22 protein-coding genes are annotated in these 18768 nt (G+C 44.1%); 11 read left to right on the top strand and 11 right to left on the bottom strand.

Translation table 11 applies throughout. The features are described 5' to 3' along the window. The first annotated feature begins 348 nt into the window (after window positions 1-348). Genes ACHZC4_RS06175 through ACHZC4_RS06185 form a run of 3 tightly spaced genes read left to right on the top strand, consistent with a single transcriptional unit; the run spans window position 349 to window position 1666 of the window. Window positions 349-786 carry a rhodanese-like domain-containing protein gene (locus ACHZC4_RS06175; protein WP_394752950.1) on the top strand — a complete coding sequence of 146 codons (438 nt, stop codon included), beginning with the start codon at window positions 349-351 and terminating at the stop codon, window positions 784-786. A 41-nt stretch (window positions 787-827) separates the two neighbouring features. Beyond that, on the top strand, window positions 828-1259 hold the full coding sequence (locus ACHZC4_RS06180) for a YeeE/YedE family protein (protein ID WP_394752951.1): 432 nt from the start codon (window positions 828-830) through the stop codon (window positions 1257-1259). After that, window positions 1256-1666, top strand: a complete 411-nt coding sequence (locus tag ACHZC4_RS06185; RefSeq protein ID WP_394752952.1) for a DUF6691 family protein — start codon at window positions 1256-1258, stop codon at window positions 1664-1666. Before ACHZC4_RS06180 ends, ACHZC4_RS06185 begins: the two co-directional genes overlap by 4 nt. A 10-nt stretch (window positions 1667-1676) precedes the next feature. Here ACHZC4_RS06185 and ACHZC4_RS06190 read toward each other — a convergent pair whose 3' ends face one another. Next, a complete protein-coding gene (locus tag ACHZC4_RS06190; protein ID WP_394752953.1) occupies window positions 1677-1946 on the bottom strand; it encodes a hypothetical protein in 270 nt (89 codons plus the stop codon). A gap of 185 nt (window positions 1947-2131) precedes the next feature. Here ACHZC4_RS06190 and ACHZC4_RS06195 point away from each other — a divergent pair, with 185 nt between their 5' ends. The 3 genes from ACHZC4_RS06195 (at window position 2132) to ACHZC4_RS06205 (ending at window position 6485) form a co-directional block, all read left to right on the top strand. Further along, window positions 2132-3268, top strand: a complete 1137-nt coding sequence (locus ACHZC4_RS06195; protein ID WP_394752954.1) for a rhodanese-like domain-containing protein — start codon at window positions 2132-2134, stop codon at window positions 3266-3268. A gap of 112 nt (window positions 3269-3380) precedes the next feature. Continuing rightward, window positions 3381-4631: an FAD-dependent oxidoreductase gene (locus ACHZC4_RS06200; RefSeq protein WP_394752955.1), complete on the top strand. Its 1251-nt coding sequence runs from the start codon at window positions 3381-3383 to the stop codon at window positions 4629-4631. A gap of 144 nt (window positions 4632-4775) precedes the next feature. Then, window positions 4776-6485 (top strand): SulP family inorganic anion transporter, encoded by a 1710-nt coding sequence (locus ACHZC4_RS06205; RefSeq protein WP_394752956.1) that lies wholly within the window; start codon window positions 4776-4778, stop codon window positions 6483-6485. Between the two features lie 174 nt (window positions 6486-6659). On the opposite strand, the gene ACHZC4_RS06210 is transcribed toward ACHZC4_RS06205, so the two are convergent. From ACHZC4_RS06210 to ACHZC4_RS06230, 5 genes are all read right to left on the bottom strand, one after another. After that, on the bottom strand, window positions 6660-7190 hold the full coding sequence (locus ACHZC4_RS06210) for a DUF1993 family protein (RefSeq protein WP_394752957.1): 531 nt from the start codon (window positions 7188-7190) through the stop codon (window positions 6660-6662). A 39-nt stretch (window positions 7191-7229) separates the two neighbouring features. Next, window positions 7230-7982, bottom strand: coding sequence for an HAD family hydrolase (locus tag ACHZC4_RS06215; protein WP_394752958.1), 753 nt, complete (start codon window positions 7980-7982; stop codon window positions 7230-7232). Window positions 7983-8110: 128 nt separating this feature from the next. Next, a complete protein-coding gene (locus ACHZC4_RS06220; protein WP_394752959.1) occupies window positions 8111-8602 on the bottom strand; it encodes a flavin reductase family protein in 492 nt (163 codons plus the stop codon). After that, window positions 8599-9429 carry a carboxylating nicotinate-nucleotide diphosphorylase gene (gene nadC / locus ACHZC4_RS06225; RefSeq protein WP_394753060.1) on the bottom strand — a complete coding sequence of 277 codons (831 nt, stop codon included), beginning with the start codon at window positions 9427-9429 and terminating at the stop codon, window positions 8599-8601. Before nadC ends, ACHZC4_RS06220 begins: the two co-directional genes overlap by 4 nt. A gap of 132 nt (window positions 9430-9561) precedes the next feature. Beyond that, window positions 9562-10611, bottom strand: coding sequence for a lytic murein transglycosylase (locus ACHZC4_RS06230; protein ID WP_394752960.1), 1050 nt, complete (start codon window positions 10609-10611; stop codon window positions 9562-9564). A 225-nt stretch (window positions 10612-10836) separates the two neighbouring features. On the opposite strand from ACHZC4_RS06230, the gene ampD reads away from it, so the two are divergent. Both ampD and ACHZC4_RS06240 read left to right on the top strand, forming a co-directional pair. After that, window positions 10837-11379 (top strand): 1,6-anhydro-N-acetylmuramyl-L-alanine amidase AmpD, encoded by a 543-nt coding sequence (gene ampD, locus ACHZC4_RS06235; protein WP_394752961.1) that lies wholly within the window; start codon window positions 10837-10839, stop codon window positions 11377-11379. 303 nt (window positions 11380-11682) lie between these two features. Further along, window positions 11683-12078, top strand: coding sequence for a glycine zipper family protein (locus ACHZC4_RS06240; protein ID WP_394752962.1), 396 nt, complete (start codon window positions 11683-11685; stop codon window positions 12076-12078). A 205-nt stretch (window positions 12079-12283) separates the two neighbouring features. On the opposite strand, the gene ACHZC4_RS06245 is transcribed toward ACHZC4_RS06240, so the two are convergent. The 4 genes from ACHZC4_RS06245 to ACHZC4_RS06260 all read right to left on the bottom strand — a co-directional run bounded on the left by ACHZC4_RS06245 (window position 12284) and on the right by ACHZC4_RS06260 (window position 16584). Then, complete coding sequence (locus ACHZC4_RS06245) at window positions 12284-13123, bottom strand: PHP domain-containing protein (protein WP_394752963.1); 840 nt, start codon at window positions 13121-13123, stop codon at window positions 12284-12286. After that, on the bottom strand, window positions 13120-14892 hold the full coding sequence (locus tag ACHZC4_RS06250) for an ABC transporter ATP-binding protein (RefSeq protein ID WP_394752964.1): 1773 nt from the start codon (window positions 14890-14892) through the stop codon (window positions 13120-13122). Before ACHZC4_RS06250 ends, ACHZC4_RS06245 begins: the two co-directional genes overlap by 4 nt. Window positions 14893-15305: 413 nt before the next feature. Continuing rightward, entirely contained in the window at window positions 15306-16190 is an 885-nt protein-coding gene (locus tag ACHZC4_RS06255; RefSeq protein ID WP_394753061.1) for a carbon-nitrogen hydrolase, read from the bottom strand. Between the two features lie 145 nt (window positions 16191-16335). Beyond that, window positions 16336-16584, bottom strand: a complete 249-nt coding sequence (locus ACHZC4_RS06260; protein ID WP_394752965.1) for a Rho-binding antiterminator — start codon at window positions 16582-16584, stop codon at window positions 16336-16338. 178 nt (window positions 16585-16762) lie between these two features. Here ACHZC4_RS06260 and ACHZC4_RS06265 point away from each other — a divergent pair, with 178 nt between their 5' ends. Genes ACHZC4_RS06265 through ACHZC4_RS06275 form a run of 3 tightly spaced genes read left to right on the top strand, consistent with a single transcriptional unit; the run spans window position 16763 to window position 17874 of the window. Continuing rightward, window positions 16763-17026, top strand: a complete 264-nt coding sequence (locus ACHZC4_RS06265) for a DUF2024 family protein (RefSeq protein ID WP_394752966.1) — start codon at window positions 16763-16765, stop codon at window positions 17024-17026. Window positions 17027-17072: 46 nt separating this feature from the next. Beyond that, window positions 17073-17291 carry a DUF1289 domain-containing protein gene (locus ACHZC4_RS06270; RefSeq protein WP_394752967.1) on the top strand — a complete coding sequence of 73 codons (219 nt, stop codon included), beginning with the start codon at window positions 17073-17075 and terminating at the stop codon, window positions 17289-17291. Beyond that, window positions 17275-17874 (top strand): MBL fold metallo-hydrolase, encoded by a 600-nt coding sequence (locus ACHZC4_RS06275; RefSeq protein ID WP_394752968.1) that lies wholly within the window; start codon window positions 17275-17277, stop codon window positions 17872-17874. The genes ACHZC4_RS06270 and ACHZC4_RS06275 overlap by 17 nt, the downstream gene beginning before the upstream one ends. A 60-nt stretch (window positions 17875-17934) precedes the next feature. On the opposite strand, the gene ACHZC4_RS06280 is transcribed toward ACHZC4_RS06275, so the two are convergent. Continuing rightward, window positions 17935-18765: an SDR family oxidoreductase gene (locus ACHZC4_RS06280; RefSeq protein WP_394753062.1), complete on the bottom strand. Its 831-nt coding sequence runs from the start codon at window positions 18763-18765 to the stop codon at window positions 17935-17937. Window positions 18766-18768: the final 3 nt, after the last annotated feature.

Raw genomic sequence — 18768 nt, forward strand, 5'->3', positions numbered from 1 at the left:
TTTATCCTGCATGGCAAACGCATCGATCAGCACTGGCGTTAGCATGCCAACCCAGCGCTCTCGGATCCTGGCATTGAGCGCATGCACACTTGAATCCGGCACACGGCGAGTCCGTCGCCATAAATACAGGTAATAAACCAGTATTAACAAGCAGCTGACCAAAAATGCACCCATATCTTAAATCATGTAACCCCCCTAAGTTTTGTTATTCCAGAATGAATACGTTACATTAAGGCCATGAAAAATGTAATAGCCGCTGACTATTTACCAAAAATTTAATGATCATTTTTCAAGCGTGACGGTCTAATATGAACCGTTATTTTAATTTAAACTGTCACAGAAGGTGTCATGATGAACAAATTGACCGTAGGTATTCTTAGCTTGGTTGCCGCTACAGCACAGGCGCAAAACACTAACAACACTCTGGTGTTAGCCTTAAATCAACAGCAAGGCAGTTCGATTCTGGAAAACAAGACTGATAGCGTTTCCCCGCAGGAAGCTGCAACCCTGCTTTCTGAGAAGACAGCTATTATTGTCGATGTACGCGAAGACGATGAATGGAATCAGCAGCATATCCCAGGCGCTATCCATATTCCATTGGGTCAATTACTGGGACGGCTCACTGAGCTTGAGCAGTACAAAAACAGTCCCATTATCACTCAGTGTCAAAAAGGCGGGCGTTCGCAGCAAGCGTTGACCGTATTAAAATCGTTAAAATTTTCAAAAGTGTATAACTTGGAAGGTGGCATAGCTGCCTGGAATGAGGCCGGTTTAAAAACACAGTAATCATCGAACTTGTTTTAACCCACGAGCATTAAATACATTATATGGAAAATTTCACTCCCTACTCAGCCCTCGCAGGCGGCATTCTGATAGGACTTGCCGCCACTGTGTTGTTATTGTTCAACGGGCGAATTGCCGGTATCAGCGGCATTATGAATGGCTTAATCAATACTTCCCGAACGGAAGTCTATTGGCGCGTGGCTTTTCTGGCCGGTATTGTTATCGGCGCATTTTTATTCCATCAGCTAAAACCTGACTTTTATCAGCTCCGCGAAAACTTTCCGGTTTGGCTATTGGCATTGGGCGGTTTTCTGGTCGGTTTCGGCACACGTATGGGCAACGGCTGTACCAGTGGCCATGCGGTATGTGGCATTGCCCGATTTTCCGTACGTTCGATTGCAGCGACAATAACCTTCATGGCCAGTGGTTTTTTAACCGTTTACATTATTCGTCATGTCCTTGGAGCAGTTGTATGAAACTCATCGTAATAGCGCTCATCAGCGGCATAATCTTTGGCATCGGCCTAACACTTTCTCAGATGACTAATCCCGCTAAAGTACTTAACTTTCTGGATATTACCGGTAACTGGGATCCGAGTTTAATTTTCGTTATGGCCGGTGCGCTAGCTATTACAATGCTTTGTTTTACAAAAATACTCAAACAGCCTGCGCCGTTATTTGACCAACAGTTTTACCTGTCCAGTAAATCAGCTATTGATAAAACGTTGTTGATTGGTGCTGCCATTTTTGGCATAGGCTGGGGAATTAGCGGCTATTGCCCCGGACCTTCTGTTGCCGGATTAGGCTTGGGTAATATCGAAGCAGTTGTGATGATTTTTTCTATCTATTTAGGTTTTATTGCTCACCGCCTGTATAACAAATAGAGCCTGTTCATCAATGATGCCACAAGCTATTTCCAGACGCTTTATGCTTGCGATATTTTCTAACCAAGACAATTAACCCCATAATTAACAAAGGCCACAGTAAAAAAAGCACTGCTTTTAAAATCGCTAAAGGTTCCATAATCCTTGCTCCAAAACTATATCTATATCTATATACATCAAAAAGTAAAGAAAGTTTCATTACTTTACAAGAAACATCTAGAGTGATTGAATTTTTGATAAATGTTTCATAAAAAACAAATGAAACGCCAAAGCGTTTCAATGAAACATATCGAGTAACTATTAAATAGAACTCTTTGCCATTAAAGTAGTATTAAAGTCTTCTATAACAATCAATTAGCATATAAAATTATTTTGGCATGAGCATTGCTTAGACTTATATAGCTGATGTCACTATTCCCTATTTTAATAGCCCAAAAAATCAACGACAGCCAACAGAGAAACATTATGCTATTCAAACAATTATTCGACCCAGAAACCTGGACTTACACTTACCTGATTGCCGACCCTGTCAACAAAGATGCGATGTTGATAGACCCAGTCAACACCCATATTGACGATTACCTGACATTGCTGGAAAAGCATGGTCTACAACTGAAATATGCCTTGGAAACTCATGTCCATGCTGACCACATTACCGCCAGCGGTTTGTTACGGCAGAAGCTAGGCGCACAAACCGGTGTGAGCGCCTTATGCGGCGCGGAAACAGCGGATTTCCAGATTAAGGATGGCGATGTGTTCGCTTTTACCAATGGTGAGCAGATTAAGGTTATTGCAACGCCAGGACATACTGTCGGCAGTATTTCTTTTTTGTGGCAAGATCGCGTGTTTACCGGCGACTCGCTGCTTATCGGCGGCTGTGGCCGTACCGACTTTCAGGGCGGTGATGCGGGGGCTCTTTACGACTGCATCACCCAACGGCTGTTTAGCTTACCTGATGAAACACTGGTTTATCCAGCCCATGATTACCAACAACGCTGGGTGAGCAGTATTATGCAAGAACGCACCACCAATCCGCGTCTGGCCGGTAAATCCCGCGAACAGTTCATCGACATCATGAATAATCTTAAGCTGCCTAAACCCAAAATGATTGATGAAGCCGTACCGGCCAATCGCTATTGCGGCCTGGAAGAGAATGAGCGCCAAGATGCTATTGCACACAGAGAAAGCATCCGTGAAAATACTAAAACTACCGAAGTATCGGCAGTTAACTGCGGCGGAAACATGCCGTCCAGCGGAGGCGTAACCGTTCAGGACATGGTCGCTGCGGCCAAACAGCAGATTACCGAAATTACTCCAACAAAGGCCAAGCAATTACTCAGTGAGGGTAATATCAATGTTATCGATACCCGCGAAGAAAGCGAATTTGCAGCTGGACATATTGAGCAAGCCGTATCTTTACCTCGCGGTATACTGGAATTTAAGATTGGCACAACCCCTGAATTGGCCGACAAATCCAAGCCAGTACTGATTTACTGCCGCACCGGTGGACGCGCGGCATTAGCTGCCCAAAGCCTGCAAACATTGGGGTATACTCAGGTGCTTTCTATTGCAGGAGGCTATGAAGCCTGGCAGAAAGCGTAGCCAATAAACCGCACCCACGGTGTAACCATAAAAATAACGTAACCGTTCATCCCTCTCTTTGAAAAAGGGGGAGGTGAGCGCATATAAAATAACTAACTGAGGAGAGGATCACATGTCACAACACCACACAGTCTTAATTGTTGGCGGCGGCGCTGCGGGCGTTTCTGTTGCTAATAATATGCGTCGGCAAGATGCCAAAATTGATATTGCGCTAATTGAACCGTCTGAAAAACATTATTACCAACCCGGCTTTACCATTGTCGGTGGCGGTGCATATACATTAAAGCAATGCACCCGCAATGAAGCGGATTTAATTCATCGCAGTGTTAAGTGGGTTAAGGATTATGCCGAAACCTTTCAGCCAGAAAGCAATACGGTAACCCTGCGCTCTGGCGATAAAATCACTTACGACTATCTGGTGGTCTGCCCCGGTTTGCAACTGGATTGGGACAAAATTCAAGGCTTAAAAGAAACGTTGGGCAAAAACAATGTCTGTAGTAATTACTCGCCCGATACCGTGGAATATACCTGGGAATGCCTGCAACAGCTAAAATCCGGCAATGCATTGTTCACCCAGCCGCCCATGCCCATTAAATGTGCGGGCGCACCGCAAAAAATCATGTATCTGGCCGCTGACCGTTTCAGAAAACAAGGCATATTGGATAAGTTCAACATTGAATTCTACACGGCAACGCCTGCTATGTTCGGTATTCCTTTTTTTGCGAAAGCGTTAATGAAAGTGGTGGCAGGCTACGGAATTAAACCCAACTTTAGCCATAATCTGGTTGCCATTAATGGCAATGCTAAAACAGCTACCTTTGAATCCACTGACAGCGCCGGTAACAAACAGCAGGTTGTTAAGCCCTTTGATTTCATTCATGTCACGCCACCGCAAAGTGCGCCCGATTTTATTAAAAAAAGCCCTCTAGCCAATGCCGCAGGTTGGGTAGATGTGCATGACAAAACTTTACAGCATAACAAATATCCCAATATTTTCGGATTGGGCGATGCCACCTCAACGCCTAATGCCAAGACGGCAGCAGCGGTCAGAAAACAGGTGCCGATTTTAGTCGATAATATTTTGCATCTCATCAACGGTAAAGCGGTGGAAGAAAAATATGATGGCTATGGCTCTTGCCCATTAACCACTTCGCTGAGTACCGTGATGCTAGCTGAGTTCTCTTACGGCGGCAAAGTAACACCGTCATTTCCGTGGCTGGATCCCAGAAAAAATCGTTTTATCTGGTGGATAGGCAAAAAAATCGGTTTCCCCTGGATGTACTGGAGCTTAATGATTAAAGGTTCACGGTTTGATATTCCACACAAGGAATCTTATGTGGAAAACCTGATGAAAGAAGACTAAAAATTAGTTAGCAAAGTAGGGTGGGTAGGCTTTTTTGCCCACCGTTCACAATATCAAGTGTATAAATTCGGTAATGTGGTGGGCAAGAAAGCATCGCCCACCCTACCTACTAGATAATACAATGACCTAAACCACCCATACTACATGTCAAGGCTGACAAACTACTTACCCATTATCGCCTGGTTAAAAACCTATAACCGCCAGGATTTTAATGATGACCTGTTTGCCGGCATCATCACCGCGATTTTGCTGGTTCCACAGGGCATTGCTTATTCAATATTAGCAGGCTTACCGCCAGAACTGGGCTTATACGCCAGTATTTTGCCGCCCACACTGTACGCCTTGTTTGGCACCAGCAGAACACTCTCCGTAGGTCCTGTTTCCATAGCCGCAATCATGATTGCCAGCGCCTTAAGCGCACCTGAGATCAGCGCCTTGGGAAATCCCGTGCAAAGTACAGCGATTCTAGCCGCAGAAAGTGGCTTAATTATGTTGCTGATGGCACTATTAAGGATGGGGGGATTAGTGAACTTAATCAGCCATCCGGTGCTGACAGGCTTTACCAGCGGCGCTTCTTTGTTAATTATCGCCAGCCAGTTACCGCACCTGGCGGGCTTAAAAATACCAGCTTGCGGCTTAAATACCGGTTGTTATCGTGATTATGTCCAAGGTTTTAATGGCGTTACCTTAGGGATTGCATTGGCGGCACTCAGTATATTAATTTTATTCGGCAAACCACTCAGCACGTTACTTAAAAAAATAGGCTTGCCGTCGTCCATCGTCACCGCTATCAGCAAATGTGCGCCGTTATTGACGGTATTATTTGGCACGCTCGCAGTGAATTATTTTAACCTACAAAACCAATACCATGTTGCGGTCGTCGGCCAGGTGCCGTCTGGTTTTCCGATATTAAGCCTTAACTTTATTCACAATGAGCAATGGCGTTTATTACTGCCCAGCGCCGCGTTTATCGCGTTAATCGCTTACGTAGAAAGTGTGGCTATCGCAAAAGTGACGGCCAATCTGAGAGGTGAAAAAATCCTACCCAATCAAGAGCTGATTGCCCTGGGCGCCGCTAATTTAGCTGCTGCAATGTCTGGGGGTATGCCGGTTGCCGGTGGCTTTAGCCGGACCATGGTTAATTTTGCCGCCGGTGCTAAAACACAAATGGCCATGTTAATTGCCGCCGGATTACTGAGCGTGGCGGTCATCTTTTTTACCCCGTGGTTTGAGAATATCCCCAAAACGGTATTGGCCGCTATTATTTTAGTCGCTATTATGCCGTTGCTGCGCTTAAAAGACATTGTGCATACTTGGCGTTATGACCGTGGTGATGGTATCGCCGAAGTGATGACCTTGTTAGGGGTGTTAATCTTCGGTATTGAAGAAGGTATTTCGCTAGGGATAGTGTTGACGATTGCCAGCCATTTGCGTAAATCCAGTCGTCCACATATTGCCATAGTGGGACGCATTCCAGATACTGAGCATTTTCGAAATATCAAGCGACATCAGGTGGAAACATGGCACTCTTTATTGTTGGTACGTATTGATGAAAGCATAACGTTTAGCAATATTAATTTTATTGAAGACTTCCTTAATGCGGAATTGAAACAACAACCTTCTATTAAGCATGTCGTGCTTATTTTTACTTCAGTCAATGATATTGATACCACTGCACTGGAAGTATTAGAGAATATCAACCATGCTTTACAAACGTCGGGGAAAACGTTAAACATTTCGGAAGCCAAAGGCCCTGTTATGGACAAATTGAAAAAAACAGACTTTATTGAACAACTAAAGCCCGGGAAAGTATTTTTTACTAACGTGGATGCCGTTAAAGAATTGACGGGGTAAGTATTCACTTTCCCCTTTGAAAAAGGGGAATCGAGGGGGATTTATTTAAAAAATATCCCCTAAACCCTCTTTTCCAAAGAGGGGATTGAATGATTACTTGATGGGTTAGCGCTGCGTATTTACTAGCACTTCCCATTAGTAAGCAAGCCAATAGTGACGATTAGTCCTCAGTGTTTACAAAATTTTAATGTCCAGTGTTTGGGGTTCCCCCAGGTAGTCCATTTTTCCTAACTCTACACCGTTATGTCGCAAAATGGCGTAAGTGGCAGTGATATGAAAATAAAAGTTGGGAATCACAAAGTTGAACAAGTAGGATTGACCTAAAAATACCATTTCATTGCCGCGTATTTTTAGGGTGATTTCGCGTTCTTCACTGCCGTTAATTTGCTCTTCGCTGATACTTTGCAAAAAAACTACGGTTTTGGCAATACGTGCTTGCAACTCGGTAAACGTACTTTCGTTATCTTCATAACTGGGTACATCTATACCTGAAAGCCTTGCTGCGCAGCTTTTTACTATGTCGGCAGCAATTTGTACTTGTCGGCTAAGCGGGTACATATCCGCTGCTAAACGTGCGTTGATTAAAATCGCTTGGTCGATTTGTGTTGCCTCGGCATGAGCGACAGCTTTATTAAGTATGTTCGATAAATTTCCTAACATGCGTATAAAAACAGGGGTAGAAGCTTGGTACAGGGTCAGTGACATTTGTTTCTCCAGTAAATGAGTGATGATTATTGACGAGAGCTATAGCTCAAGAAAATTGTTTAGCTGTTGTAAAGTGAAGGCTTGTTGAGCGGCTAATGTTTTATCTTCGGCGGTGTTATAACCCCACAGTGCAAAGATAAGTTTAACACTGGCAAGTTCCTCGTGTTTTAAAACATTTATTAGCGTGGGTAAACGATCTTCCGCGAAGTAAGTGGTTGTATTAGGGTGTTTTTTTAGCAATTCTTTTAATACTTCTACTTTGCTCATATTGCGATCCAAACCAAATATCCGCTCGTCCGTTAGCTCAATAGCATTGGCCTTGAGTATTTGTTTAACAAAACGTTCCTGTTTGGTCGTGACAACATACCAGATGTGCTGTTGACCCATTTGTTGCAATTTTGCTGTTACACCGTCAAATAAAGGATTCATGTTAACCCAATCCGCTAAATCCTCCGCAATCCAAATATCGCGGGTTTCGCCAAACAGTTTTTTTAGGTCGTCAACGCTGATTTGCGCATCTTGTAACAAGCGTTGCATTTTGTCGCCATAGTCGCTGTAAATAGCTTCGACACTTTCTCCGAGGTAAAGCAAACGCATGGCCAATATGGCTTCGTAGCCTGTCTCTATAATAGGTCTGATTATCCGAAACTGATCAATCATTATTTTCGGAGTAGATTTAGGCATATCCTCCCAGAGTGTGCAAGCGGCTTTCCAGCCAGTCATACCCGTTTCCACTGCGCTATCGCAGATAACACCGTCAAAATCTAGCGCGTAAATTGTAGGGTTGTTCATTTTTTAATTAATTGAAAGTAGTCGTTATTAATCCAGTGCAGCTGGCTAACAGTAGGATGTGTAGGGGTAAATAAGCCGCTTATGCTATAAAATCAGGGGATAAATTAGTTAATTTAATGGGATGAGTATCAAGTATTTTTCGGATAAAGCGCTTCACTGCCATCCATGTCACCGGTCTGTTCGTATAACAAGGGAATGCCAGGATGTAATATTCCGGCTGCTAGCACTTCGCACACGGCAATTTTATGATCGCCCGCATCACAGTAATGACTCACTTGGCAATCAAAATAAGCCAAGCTATCCGATAAAATAGGCGCTCCGGTTTTAGCTGTTTTCCAGTTAAAACCGGCCATTTTGTCGGGTATCGCTGAATCACCAAAATGCTCGGCAAGCTGATATTGATGCTTGCCAAGAACGTTAACCGTGCAAATACCGCCTGTTTGTAGCAAGGTGTAGGAATAATGCTGCGGATTAATACTGATAGCGAGCATTAGAGGCTGAAAAGATACTTGGATAACCCAGGCGGCGGTAAACGCATTTCGATGTTCACCGGATGCCACACCGATAATATAAACGCCGTGGCTTAGTGTTTTGTATAAATGGTGCTGATTATCAGTCATGGATGCACCAAGGTAATGCGCATAGACAAATCAATAGCGTTGATATGCTTGGTTAATGCGCCTATGGAAATATAATCAACGCCAGTATGTGCAACGGCGCCTAAATTGAAGAGGTCAATATTGCCGGAAGCTTCCAGTTCTACCGCCCCCGCATTTAATTTTACCGCCGACTTTAAGTCAGCCAGACTGAAATTATCCAGCATGATGCGGTCAGGTTTAGCGATAATGGCTTCCAGTAACTCTTGCATAGATTCAACTTCAACTTCCACAGAAGTAAGCGTTTGCGCGCGAGCAATCTGGACTGCTTTGGCTATGGAGCCGGCCGCGATGATGTGATTTTCTTTAATTAACACGCCATCGTATAAACCTATACGGTGGTTATAACAGCCCCCACACGCTACCGCATATTTTTGGGCATCTCTTAAACCAGGAATGGTTTTGCGGGTATCCAACACTTTACAGCCGCTTCCCGCTACGGCATCGGCATATTGCCGAGACACCGTTGCGGTAGCAGATAAGGTTTGCAGGATATTGAGCGCCGTGCGTTCGCCAGTTAACAGCGCACGCGCAGAGCCGTGTATTGTACACAGCAATGTATCTTTATTGACCGATGTGCCTTCAGCGGCCAACCAGTTAATCTTGACATCAGGATCGAGGGCTTTGAAAACCTCATCAAACCAGGGTTGGCCACACAGCACCATGCTTTCACGAGTGGTGATTTCGGCGGTGGCTTGAGTGGATTCAGGAATAATAGCTGCGGTTACGTCACCTGTGCCAATATCTTCTTCCAAGAAAGCCGCAACATTGACCACTTTTTTCGGATTCATCATTAGTTTGTACATTGGCGAAGCGGTTTCTTTCATCGAAGTTCTCTCAATGTGTGAAAATTCAGGCATTGCCGATGCTGTCGGTTTACGTATAGTCCACTGGCCTATTGCTGCACGAATTTAAACCAAGCATTAATACTGTTGCTTAATGGCTTGAGCCAGTTGATGCACGGCCATTGCGTATTTATTGCTGTTGTTATAACGTTTAATGACTTTAAAGTTATGATACACCCGCCAGTATTCATCGCCTTCATAGGTGCTCAATTCAATAATAGAAGGATCGTAGTTATCGTCCACTTCCTGGGCTACCGGATTTTTATATTCCCAGCCATTTTTGGAGAAATAATGTGCCACACTGCCTATCGCATCTTCAGCGTGCCATAAATCGCGTCGGCCATCGTGATCAAAATCAATAGCTAGTTTGCGAAAACTACTGGGCATAAACTGGCCTAAGCCCATAGCACCCGCCCATGAGCCGACAGGTTCTCTAGGCTCGTAGCCTTCTTCACGCGTCATCAGTAAAAAGTTTTCCAGCTCGGACATAAAATATTTAGAGCGTCGGTAGGTATCGAACGATAAGGTCGTTAGTGCATCAAATACGCAGGTTTTACCAATATTTCTACCAAAGTAGGTTTCAACCCCAATGATGCCCACTATATACTCTGGATCAACGCCGTAAGTTTGGCTGGCTTTCTGAATAGTCGCTGCGTTTTCATGCCAGAACTCTACACCGTTGCGAATATGATCCGGAGTGAGAAATTTATTGCGGTAGCGCGTCCAGCTGCCTATGCGCGACTTAGTGGGGCCTGTGGAAGGCGCTGGGCTTTCCAGCCGGATTACCGAATCTAAACGGCAGGCTTTAGCAAATAATCCGTTTAAATACGACTCTGAAAAGCCATGTTTGTCTGTCATGCGTTGAATAAAATCGCGTACTGAAGAGTTATTCACATAATCACCATTCGGCGAATAACTCGAATAATTACTCGTGTTTGAAAGCGGGCGGTAACGTGGTTGGAAAGGCCGTTTAGGCTTAACGCTTATATAAGGATTGGGTGGCGGCGGTGATTGTGTAGTATTCACCGGGCTTTTATAGGTGTTGTAATCGACAGGATCACTGGCGCAACCTGCAAGCAGTGCAACTAGGGCGATATGAAAAAAATGCTGATGTACTGAGGTTGTCACAAATTATTCCTTTTTATTTTTAGCTAGAGTGAGGCTGTTTGGTAGGAGGTAGCAAGTCGTAGACTGCCTGTTACCCAAATTTGGCTTATGATTATACCTGAAGAAAAAGTATAGTCTTTATCTGCTGTTAGGCCAAAGGCCTATCGGCACTGAGTTAAGATAGTCGTTAATTTTAGCGCAACTTTTAAGCGACATCTTTTATTTTTTACGCTGCCTTATGCCCCCATGAATATAGATCAACACTGGTTAACCCCTGCTACACATACGCCGTCACCTAATTTTGATGAACGAGCCGACCCTATGGATATTTCTCTGATTGTGATTCACTGTATCAGTTTGCCACCAGGTGAATTTACTACGCCGTACATTGATGATTTATTTTGTAATCGGCTTGATCCGGAAGGCCATCCGTATTTTAAGGATATTTACCAATTCACTGTATCGGCCCATCTTTTGATTAAACGTAGCGGCGAGGTGGTTCAATATGTGCCCTTTGACAAGCGTGCTTGGCATGCGGGTAAATCAGTTTATGAAGGCCGAGAGCGCTGTAACGATTTTTCTATAGGCATTGAGCTTGAAGGTGCCGAATGGCTCCCTTATACCGATGAACAATATACACAATTATCAGAAATTATTAAAATCTTGTTACAAGCATATCCCACATTATCACCGCAGCATATTACTGGCCATAGCGATATCGCACCAGGAAGAAAAACCGATCCGGGTGATTCTTTTGACTGGCAACGACTTTTTGATATTCCGGTGTAAAAGTCATGCAGTAATTGTGCTTTTTATGTGTGTGTCACCGTACCGTTTTGAAAAAGCTTTTTCGGTAAGCTTTCGATCCTAATTTTGGCAGTCCGCTTGATTAGGGGCTGGAGTAACAAATAATTTATTTTTTCTGCACAAATTTAATGAGCTGTAGTGTTGTTATATAAAGGCGACCTTGAGACTTGTTCAAAAAATTGAAATTTCGAGGCGTTAATATTGTCTATTCATCCAGCATTCATAAATTATGGGCTAGACTAACTACAACAATTACATACTTAAACATTAAAAGAGGAAGTAACCATGAGAAAATTAACAAGCGGTATGGTTTTAATTGGCGGCATTGTGTTGTCGGGTTGTGCCAGTCAAACAAACTGGACACCTACAGTAGATGGTTACAATGATCCTAATGCTTACAATATTAACCGCGATATGGCTGAATGTAAGCAGCTTGCCAGCCAGTCTTCTGGTGGAACCGGTAAGCAAACTGCGATTGGTGCAGGTGTCGGTGGTTTAGTGGGTGCTGCCGGTGGCGCCGTAGTGGGTGCATTTACTGGAAATCCGGCGGCAGGTGCAGCGATTGGCGCAGCGGCAGGTGGTTTTGGCGGCGGTGCTCAACAAGGTTTTAATGCAGAAGGTAAATACAAAAATGCCTTTAACAACTGCATGAGCAATCGTGGTCATCGCGTGGTGAGATAAGATTTTAACGTAGTTTGGCGACACAAGGACGTGTTGCTGATACTGCATTGCTTATGCTTTATGGGTATTGCAATAGCCACAAAAGGCACGAAAACCTTAATATTCAATCTGTTCGACAAATACTTAGCCCAAGCTAACCCGCAAGCAAGTATTTTTTCGTAATTCTCGTGGACAGAAAATTACACACTAACCTAGATAACGTCAATCAATTCAGCAATTCCCACACCGGTTTTATCTTGTCTGGAAACGGCGCAAGCCGACCTAATTCTACCCATTGATTAGCAGGGCTGTGAAAGTCTGAGCCCATTGAACCGGCCAATTCAAACTGCATGGCATAATGGCTGGCGAGTTTAATGTCATCGGCATTCATGCGGCTAACCACAACTTCTATCGCTTGGCCACCGGCTTCTTTAAAAGTAGCCAATACCCGCTTCATCCAAGCCGCTGTGAGTTTATAACGCAAAGGATGCGCTAATACCGCCACGCCGCCAGCGCTGGTAATCCAGCTAATTGCTTGCTCTAGCTCCGGCCATTCGGTAGCGACAAACGCAGACTTGCCTTTACCCAAATAACGATCAAAGGCTTCTTGTTGCGTGTCCACATGATGTTGGGAAACCAGAAAATCGGCAAAGTGGGTGCGGGTGATCATACCTTCACCGGCTTTTTGTTGTACGTATTCCAGTGCCCCCGGGATACGTTTTTTAGCTAACTTATCAGCAATTTTTGCCGCGCGTTGATCACGCGTTATTTGCATGCTTTCCAATGAGGCTAACAGCGGCGGAAAAGTGGGGTCAATACCAAGCCCTACAATATGAAAACAATGACTTTTCCAGTTGGCTGACAATTCCATACCATTTATTAAGCTAATGCCAACAGCATCAGCACAGGTGCGTGCTTCCGCTAATCCTGCCACAGTATCGTGATCAGTTAATGCCAGCGTAGTCACACCTTGCAACTGCGCGCGTTGCACTAATTCGGTGGCAGATAAAACACCGTCCGATGCTTTGGAATGGCAGTGCAGGTCATAGACCTCAGGGGTACTCATTGGTATTCTCCATACAGTTTTGCGTAAAGGCCGTTGTTTTGGATTAGCACCTCATGCCGGCCTTGTTCACAGATTCGACCGCCTTCAAACACGTAAACGTGATCGGCTTGTTTTACCGCACTTAAGCGATGCGCAATGATAATAGTGGTACGGCCTTTTAAAAAATCGTTGAGGGCTAGATGAATATTGCGTTCGGTTTCGCTGTCTAAAGCTGAGGTGGCTTCATCTAAAATGACCACTTTAGGGTCGGCAACTATCATGCGGGCAATAGCCAAGCGCTGGCGCTGTCCGCCAGATAATCGCATGCCTTGTCGGCCGACTACGGTATCCAAACCGGTATCTATGTCTTTAATCGCATCGGCTAATTGCGCAATGCACAGGGCTTGCCATAACTGTTTATCGCTGGCAGTTCGCCCTAACGTCAGATTAGCGCGGATAGTATCATTAAACAAGATGGGATGTTGCAGTACGGTAACGACATTCTCTCTGACGATATCAAGGCCGATTTGTTCAATGGGGATGCCATCGAAATAAATGCAGCCTTTATCAGTTGGGTAAAGGCCAATCAAGGCTTGTATTAAAGTGGACTTGCCACCGCCGCTGGCGCCTACTAACGCGACTTTTTCACCGGCTTTTATGTGTAAATTTATACCTTTTAGTATTTCATCTTCACGGTAACTGAAATGCAGGTTTTCTACATGTATAGACACCGTGGGTTTATTATGAAATGGGTTTTTAAGATGCGGGTAATTGGGTTCTTGCCGTAACGCCGCCAAAGTATTGATGCGGCCTAACGCCGCTTTAGCACCGTAATACGCATACTGAATATTTAAAATTTCCTGAACCGGCGCCATCATAAACCACAGGTAACCGAATACGGCCAGCATTTCACCAATGGTAAGGTCAGAATAAAACACCATAAGCATGGCGCAGGCGCGAAAAATATCAAAGCCAAACAAAAAAATCAGAAAACTTAAGCGCCCCGCCGCATCGGCTTTCCAGGAAAAAGCCGTGGACGTGTCTTTAACGGTACGCGCTGATTTGATCAGTTGTTGGCAATAATGCTGTTCACGGTTGCTGGCGCGAATTTGGTGAATGGCTTCCAGGGTTTCTGTTAATGATTGCTGAAAAATCTCGTAGGCAGAGTTTTCGTTATGTTTTAAATCTTTAACTTTGGAGCCGACAACGCGGGTAAAAAAAATAACGACGGGATTGAGCAATAGAATAAATAAACCTAGCTGCCAGTGCATCCATAATAAAATAATGGCCGTGCCAATGATGCTTAAAAAAGCGATCAGTAACTTACTGACTGTAGAGCCAATAAAGTTATCGATGGTATCTAAATCTTTAATCAGGTAGGTAATAACGGTACCGGTACCTAAACTTTCATATTCGGCCATGGAAATGCTTTGTAAATGGCCAATCAGGTTCTGGCGAATATGAAAAATAATATCTTTGGAAATGCAGTAAAACTGCCGCGCTTGGATAATTCCAAAAATGCTGGCAATAATGCGCAAAAACAAGCTAACCAATAAGGCCACGCCAATATAAACCATGGGTAAACGCCAGTCGACAGGCAGAAATAAATCGGTGGCTTTAATGAGTTGTCCAGGTTTATGCAGTAACACTTCATCAATTAACAGCGGCATTAACAAAGGCACGGGCACACTGGCGATGGTGGCCAAAATCGCAATAAAATGCGACACAATAAGCGCTTTTTTGTGCTTTAAAGCAATGCTAAAAATGGAGTTCCAGCTGTACGTTGGCATAAGTATTTACACAATCTGTTATCCTTATTGGGATAACGGTAATGCTCGTTATGAGTTGTCGGTGTTTTTACGCATTGTCCACGAAAAACGCCAAAGGCACGACAGTATTTGTCATACGATGAGATTGATTATTATTTTGGGCTACACACATAAGACGGGACAATCAATAAGGCAGACCGTTCGGCCTGAGCTTGTCGAAGGGTGTGCGGTCGCCGCTCATGGTTCGACAAGGCTCTCATGAGCTTGTCGAATGGCTCGCCACGAACGGCACACCTTCACCTGTCCCGCCTTAAGTTGGAAGCCTTATTTTGATAGCAGCAATGGAAGTGCGCTATACATCTAGGCTTAAGGTGTTTTCAGATAATTTAGTAATGTGCTGCAACAAACTTGCTTGCATTATTTTAGGCACGCTCTTAATCAATAAATCGTTTGGTTAAACCAGCGTATTCATCAATTCTGCGGTCACGCAAGAACGGCCATATTTGCCGCACATGTTCGGATCTTGCGCTATCCAATGTACAGGTTAATAGCTTTACTTCTGCGTCATTCGCTTGTGCAATGATTTCTCCCTGTGGCCCTGCGATAAAGCTATTGCCCCAAAATTCGATACCTTTATCGGAGTCCGGCGCTTTCTCAAAACCGATCCGATTGCATGAAATAACCGGTATGCCATTGGCGATGGCATGCGAACGCTGAATCGTTATCCAGGCATCCAGTTGGCGTTGCCGTTCTTCTTTGCTGTCTTCACGATCCCAGCCGATGGCGGTAGGGTAAATCAATAGCTCTGCGCCAGCCAAGGCCATCAAGCGAGCGCCTTCTGGAAACCATTGGTCCCAGCAAATCAATACGCCGAGTTTACCAATGGAGGTTTCGATAGGTTTAAAACCGATATCGCCAGGGGTGAAATAATACTTTTCATAAAATCCTGGATCATCCGGAATGTGCATTTTGCGGTATTTACCGGCAATGCTGCCATCTTTATCAAAGACCACGGCAGTGTTGTGGTAAAGCCCGGCTGTCCGCTTTTCAAAAATGGTGGAGACAATGACAATCCCAGCCTGTTTCGCCACCTTAGCCAAAATTTCCGTGGCAGGCCCTGGTATGGGTTGCGCTAATTCATAATGCTTGTAATCTTCATTCTGGCAAAAATACGGGCCTAGATGCAGTTCCGGTAGCACCACTAAATCGGCATTTTTTTCGGCTGCTGCATGGATTTTAGCAATAGAAAAATCAAGGTTGCTTTGCCGATCTTTATCACAAGGTTGTTGTACCGCGCTAACGATTATTTTTGATTTCATGGTCAATGGCATAGTCATGGTGTTGATTGTCATTTTATAACGGTTCGATTAGCAATTACATTAATTACTGATTGCATGTTACCTACGCAAACTACAAAAGCTAAGCATTAAGCTATGAAAACCAGGATAAAACTCGAAGTGTATGTTAAAAAATCACAGCACTAAATTTAGCATTAGCCGTCAATACCTGCATTTTGGCCAATTGGGTGAGTTCTATAGACAGTTTTTCGTCATTATCGATGACTAAAAATTCCCGTTTGTCAGCGGTGACAATATTTAGCGCTTTACCTTCGATACTTTGCTGGTCTTTTAATGTCAGTTTTACCTGATAACCATATAGGCAAGCAATTTCCAGGTAATCGTGTTGTTCACAAGATATAGGGTGTAGGTTCATGAGTCGATTTTTAAAGTAATTGATAAATAATCGTGGTAAGCAAATGCGCTTTAGTAATTTGCCTTTTTCGCCTACAATCTAGTTGATAGCGCGTTTGTGTTTTAAAAGGCAAGCAAACTACAAAGAAGTTCAATAGTGATTTTGTGCTTGTACGTCCGGTCATTAATTTGAGGTATTCATGTCAGTTTCACATGTGTTTGACACTTATGCAAAAACAGCTCAGGGCAGGATTATGCACTTTGATGTGGTGCTCGATGATAAAGACCCGGTCAAAGCTTTAGCTTGCGCTAAGGCATGGCTAGACACTATCGGCATACAAGATGCGGTAGTGACACAGGAAAACTGTGTTTTTTGTCACAGTACAGAAGCGCCACCGGCGTTAAGAAAACAAATCGATAGCCAAGGCTATGCGATCTATAAATTGGAAGGTTGTCCGAAATAATGTATTTCGATGGTCTTGTTAACATTTGAGTGAGAAAAATACCATCATGATAGAGCCTGTAACGGTTACTTCGCCCTGTGTGGGATTGTGTTGCTTGGATAATAGCGACATTTGTGTAGGGTGTTTTCGGACATTAGACGAGATAAAAGCGTGGTCGCAAGTGGATGACAAGACACGTTTAATGTTTATCGCTAATGCTAAACACCGTGATGATGTGCATAAAAGCAAGGTAACTGAGAGGCTGTTTGATGAAACAACTGCATAGACCCGATTTATTTGGCTGGTCAGAATTTAATGAAGAGCGAAACATTGATTTTCACAGTGTGCTTTGGGTACGTGAAGGCGGCAATGTTCTGATTGATCCTTTACCGATGTCAGATCATGACCATTATCATTTGCAAAGCTTAGGCGGCGTTAATATTATCGTTATCACCAACAGTGATCATGTGCGTGATGCTGAGCGTATCGCCAATCAGACCGGTGCAATCGTCTGTGCGCCGGCAAGGGAAGAAGCTTGTTTTCCGTTAGCTTGCCAGCGTTGGCTTTACGATGGCGAAACCATTGTTCAAGGCTTGGTTGCTTATCAACTTGAAGGTTCTAAAACACCGGGGGAACTGGCTTTAGTCTTGGAAGGCAGCACTTTAATTACCGGCGATTTAATTCGTTGCCATGTTGGAGGCGAATTGTGCATGCTGCCAGCGGCAAAGCTGACTGATAGGAGTAAGGCAATTAAGTCGGTAAAACGCATTGCCGATTTAACAGGCATTAAAACGGTGCTGGTGGGTGATGGTTGGCCAATTTTCAATCATGGTGCTGAGGCATTGCATCGGCTGGCGCGATCTCTTTAATGGTTTCAGTGGTAAGCCATAAATTTTAAGTGGGTCGGTGTATGTGTCTGGTAGATGACTTCAAACCTTTCTGAGTAAATAATCCAACCACGAGGCTGGCAAAATACGCTTTAAGAAAGCAAATAAATAGGTTGGAAAAGTCACGTAATAGCGTATCTTGGGGCGCTGGGATTCCAGCGCATGGATGACTTTATCAGCGACAGTTGAAGCCGGTAAAGTGAAAGGGACGGCAGCGCCTTCGGTTTGCAAACGTGTTTCCATGGCTTTATAGGTTTGTTGGTGAAAGCTATGGGTTGCATCAATATTTTTTTTGTAAAGCTGAAAGGCATTTTTTCTAAAGTCGCTTAAAATTGGGCCAGGTTCAATAAGAGACAGATGGATATTAGTGCCATGCAACTCCAGCCGTAACGTATCCACCAAGCCTTCTAAAGCAAATTTACTGGCGTTATAGGCGCCACGATAGGTCATGGCAACCAATCCTAGAACAGAGCTGTTATAAATAATGCGGCCATGCCCTTGTTTGCGCATAAGGGGAATGAGCAGGTTGGTCAGTTCATGCGTACCAAACAGATTGGTTTCAAATTGATAACGCAATACATCGCGGGTTAAATCTTCAACAGCACCGGGTTGGCCAAAAGCGCCGTTATTGAATAAAGCATCGATTTTACCCCCGGCAAGCGCAATAGCGTCCTCCACAGCTTGTCGAATGCTCATGCTATCGGCCAAGTTAAGTTGCAATGCGGGAAAGCCCTCTTGCTTTAAACGCTCTACATCTTCCGGTTTTCTGGCGGTAGCAATAACATGATGTCCTCGTGCTTTTAAAGCAACAGCAGTCTGATAGCCTATGCCGGTCGAACAACCGGTAATCAGTATAGTTTTGTTTGCCGTTATCAC

This window comes from Crenothrix sp. (assembly GCF_043729335.1).
Taxonomy (GTDB): domain Bacteria; phylum Pseudomonadota; class Gammaproteobacteria; order Methylococcales; family Methylomonadaceae; genus Crenothrix.

Bases quoted from the DNA above. Each gene is read 5' to 3' on its own strand.
- ACHZC4_RS06245 (WP_394752963.1), bottom strand. From the start codon at position 13,123: ATGAGTACCCCTGAGGTCTATGACCTGCACTGCCATTCCAAAGCATCG.
- ACHZC4_RS06265 (WP_394752966.1), top strand. From the start codon at position 16,763: ATGTCAGTTTCACATGTGTTTGACACTTATGCAAAAACAGCTCAGGGC.
- ACHZC4_RS06195 (WP_394752954.1), top strand. From the start codon at position 2,132: ATGCTATTCAAACAATTATTCGACCCAGAAACCTGGACTTACACTTAC.
- ACHZC4_RS06175 (WP_394752950.1), top strand. From the start codon at position 349: ATGATGAACAAATTGACCGTAGGTATTCTTAGCTTGGTTGCCGCTACA.
- ACHZC4_RS06215 (WP_394752958.1), bottom strand. From the start codon at position 7,982: ATGAACAACCCTACAATTTACGCGCTAGATTTTGACGGTGTTATCTGC.
- ACHZC4_RS06260 (WP_394752965.1), bottom strand. From the start codon at position 16,584: ATGAACCTACACCCTATATCTTGTGAACAACACGATTACCTGGAAATT.
- ACHZC4_RS06250 (WP_394752964.1), bottom strand. From the start codon at position 14,892: ATGCCAACGTACAGCTGGAACTCCATTTTTAGCATTGCTTTAAAGCAC.
- ampD (WP_394752961.1), top strand. From the start codon at position 10,837: ATGAATATAGATCAACACTGGTTAACCCCTGCTACACATACGCCGTCA.
- ACHZC4_RS06275 (WP_394752968.1), top strand. From the start codon at position 17,275: ATGAAACAACTGCATAGACCCGATTTATTTGGCTGGTCAGAATTTAAT.
- ACHZC4_RS06240 (WP_394752962.1), top strand. From the start codon at position 11,683: ATGAGAAAATTAACAAGCGGTATGGTTTTAATTGGCGGCATTGTGTTG.
- ACHZC4_RS06205 (WP_394752956.1), top strand. From the start codon at position 4,776: ATGTCAAGGCTGACAAACTACTTACCCATTATCGCCTGGTTAAAAACC.
- ACHZC4_RS06210 (WP_394752957.1), bottom strand. From the start codon at position 7,190: ATGTCACTGACCCTGTACCAAGCTTCTACCCCTGTTTTTATACGCATG.
- nadC (WP_394753060.1), bottom strand. From the start codon at position 9,429: ATGAATCCGAAAAAAGTGGTCAATGTTGCGGCTTTCTTGGAAGAAGAT.
- ACHZC4_RS06255 (WP_394753061.1), bottom strand. From the start codon at position 16,190: ATGAAATCAAAAATAATCGTTAGCGCGGTACAACAACCTTGTGATAAA.
- ACHZC4_RS06185 (WP_394752952.1), top strand. From the start codon at position 1,256: ATGAAACTCATCGTAATAGCGCTCATCAGCGGCATAATCTTTGGCATC.
- ACHZC4_RS06220 (WP_394752959.1), bottom strand. From the start codon at position 8,602: ATGACTGATAATCAGCACCATTTATACAAAACACTAAGCCACGGCGTT.
- ACHZC4_RS06200 (WP_394752955.1), top strand. From the start codon at position 3,381: ATGTCACAACACCACACAGTCTTAATTGTTGGCGGCGGCGCTGCGGGC.
- ACHZC4_RS06180 (WP_394752951.1), top strand. From the start codon at position 828: ATGGAAAATTTCACTCCCTACTCAGCCCTCGCAGGCGGCATTCTGATA.
- ACHZC4_RS06270 (WP_394752967.1), top strand. From the start codon at position 17,073: ATGATAGAGCCTGTAACGGTTACTTCGCCCTGTGTGGGATTGTGTTGC.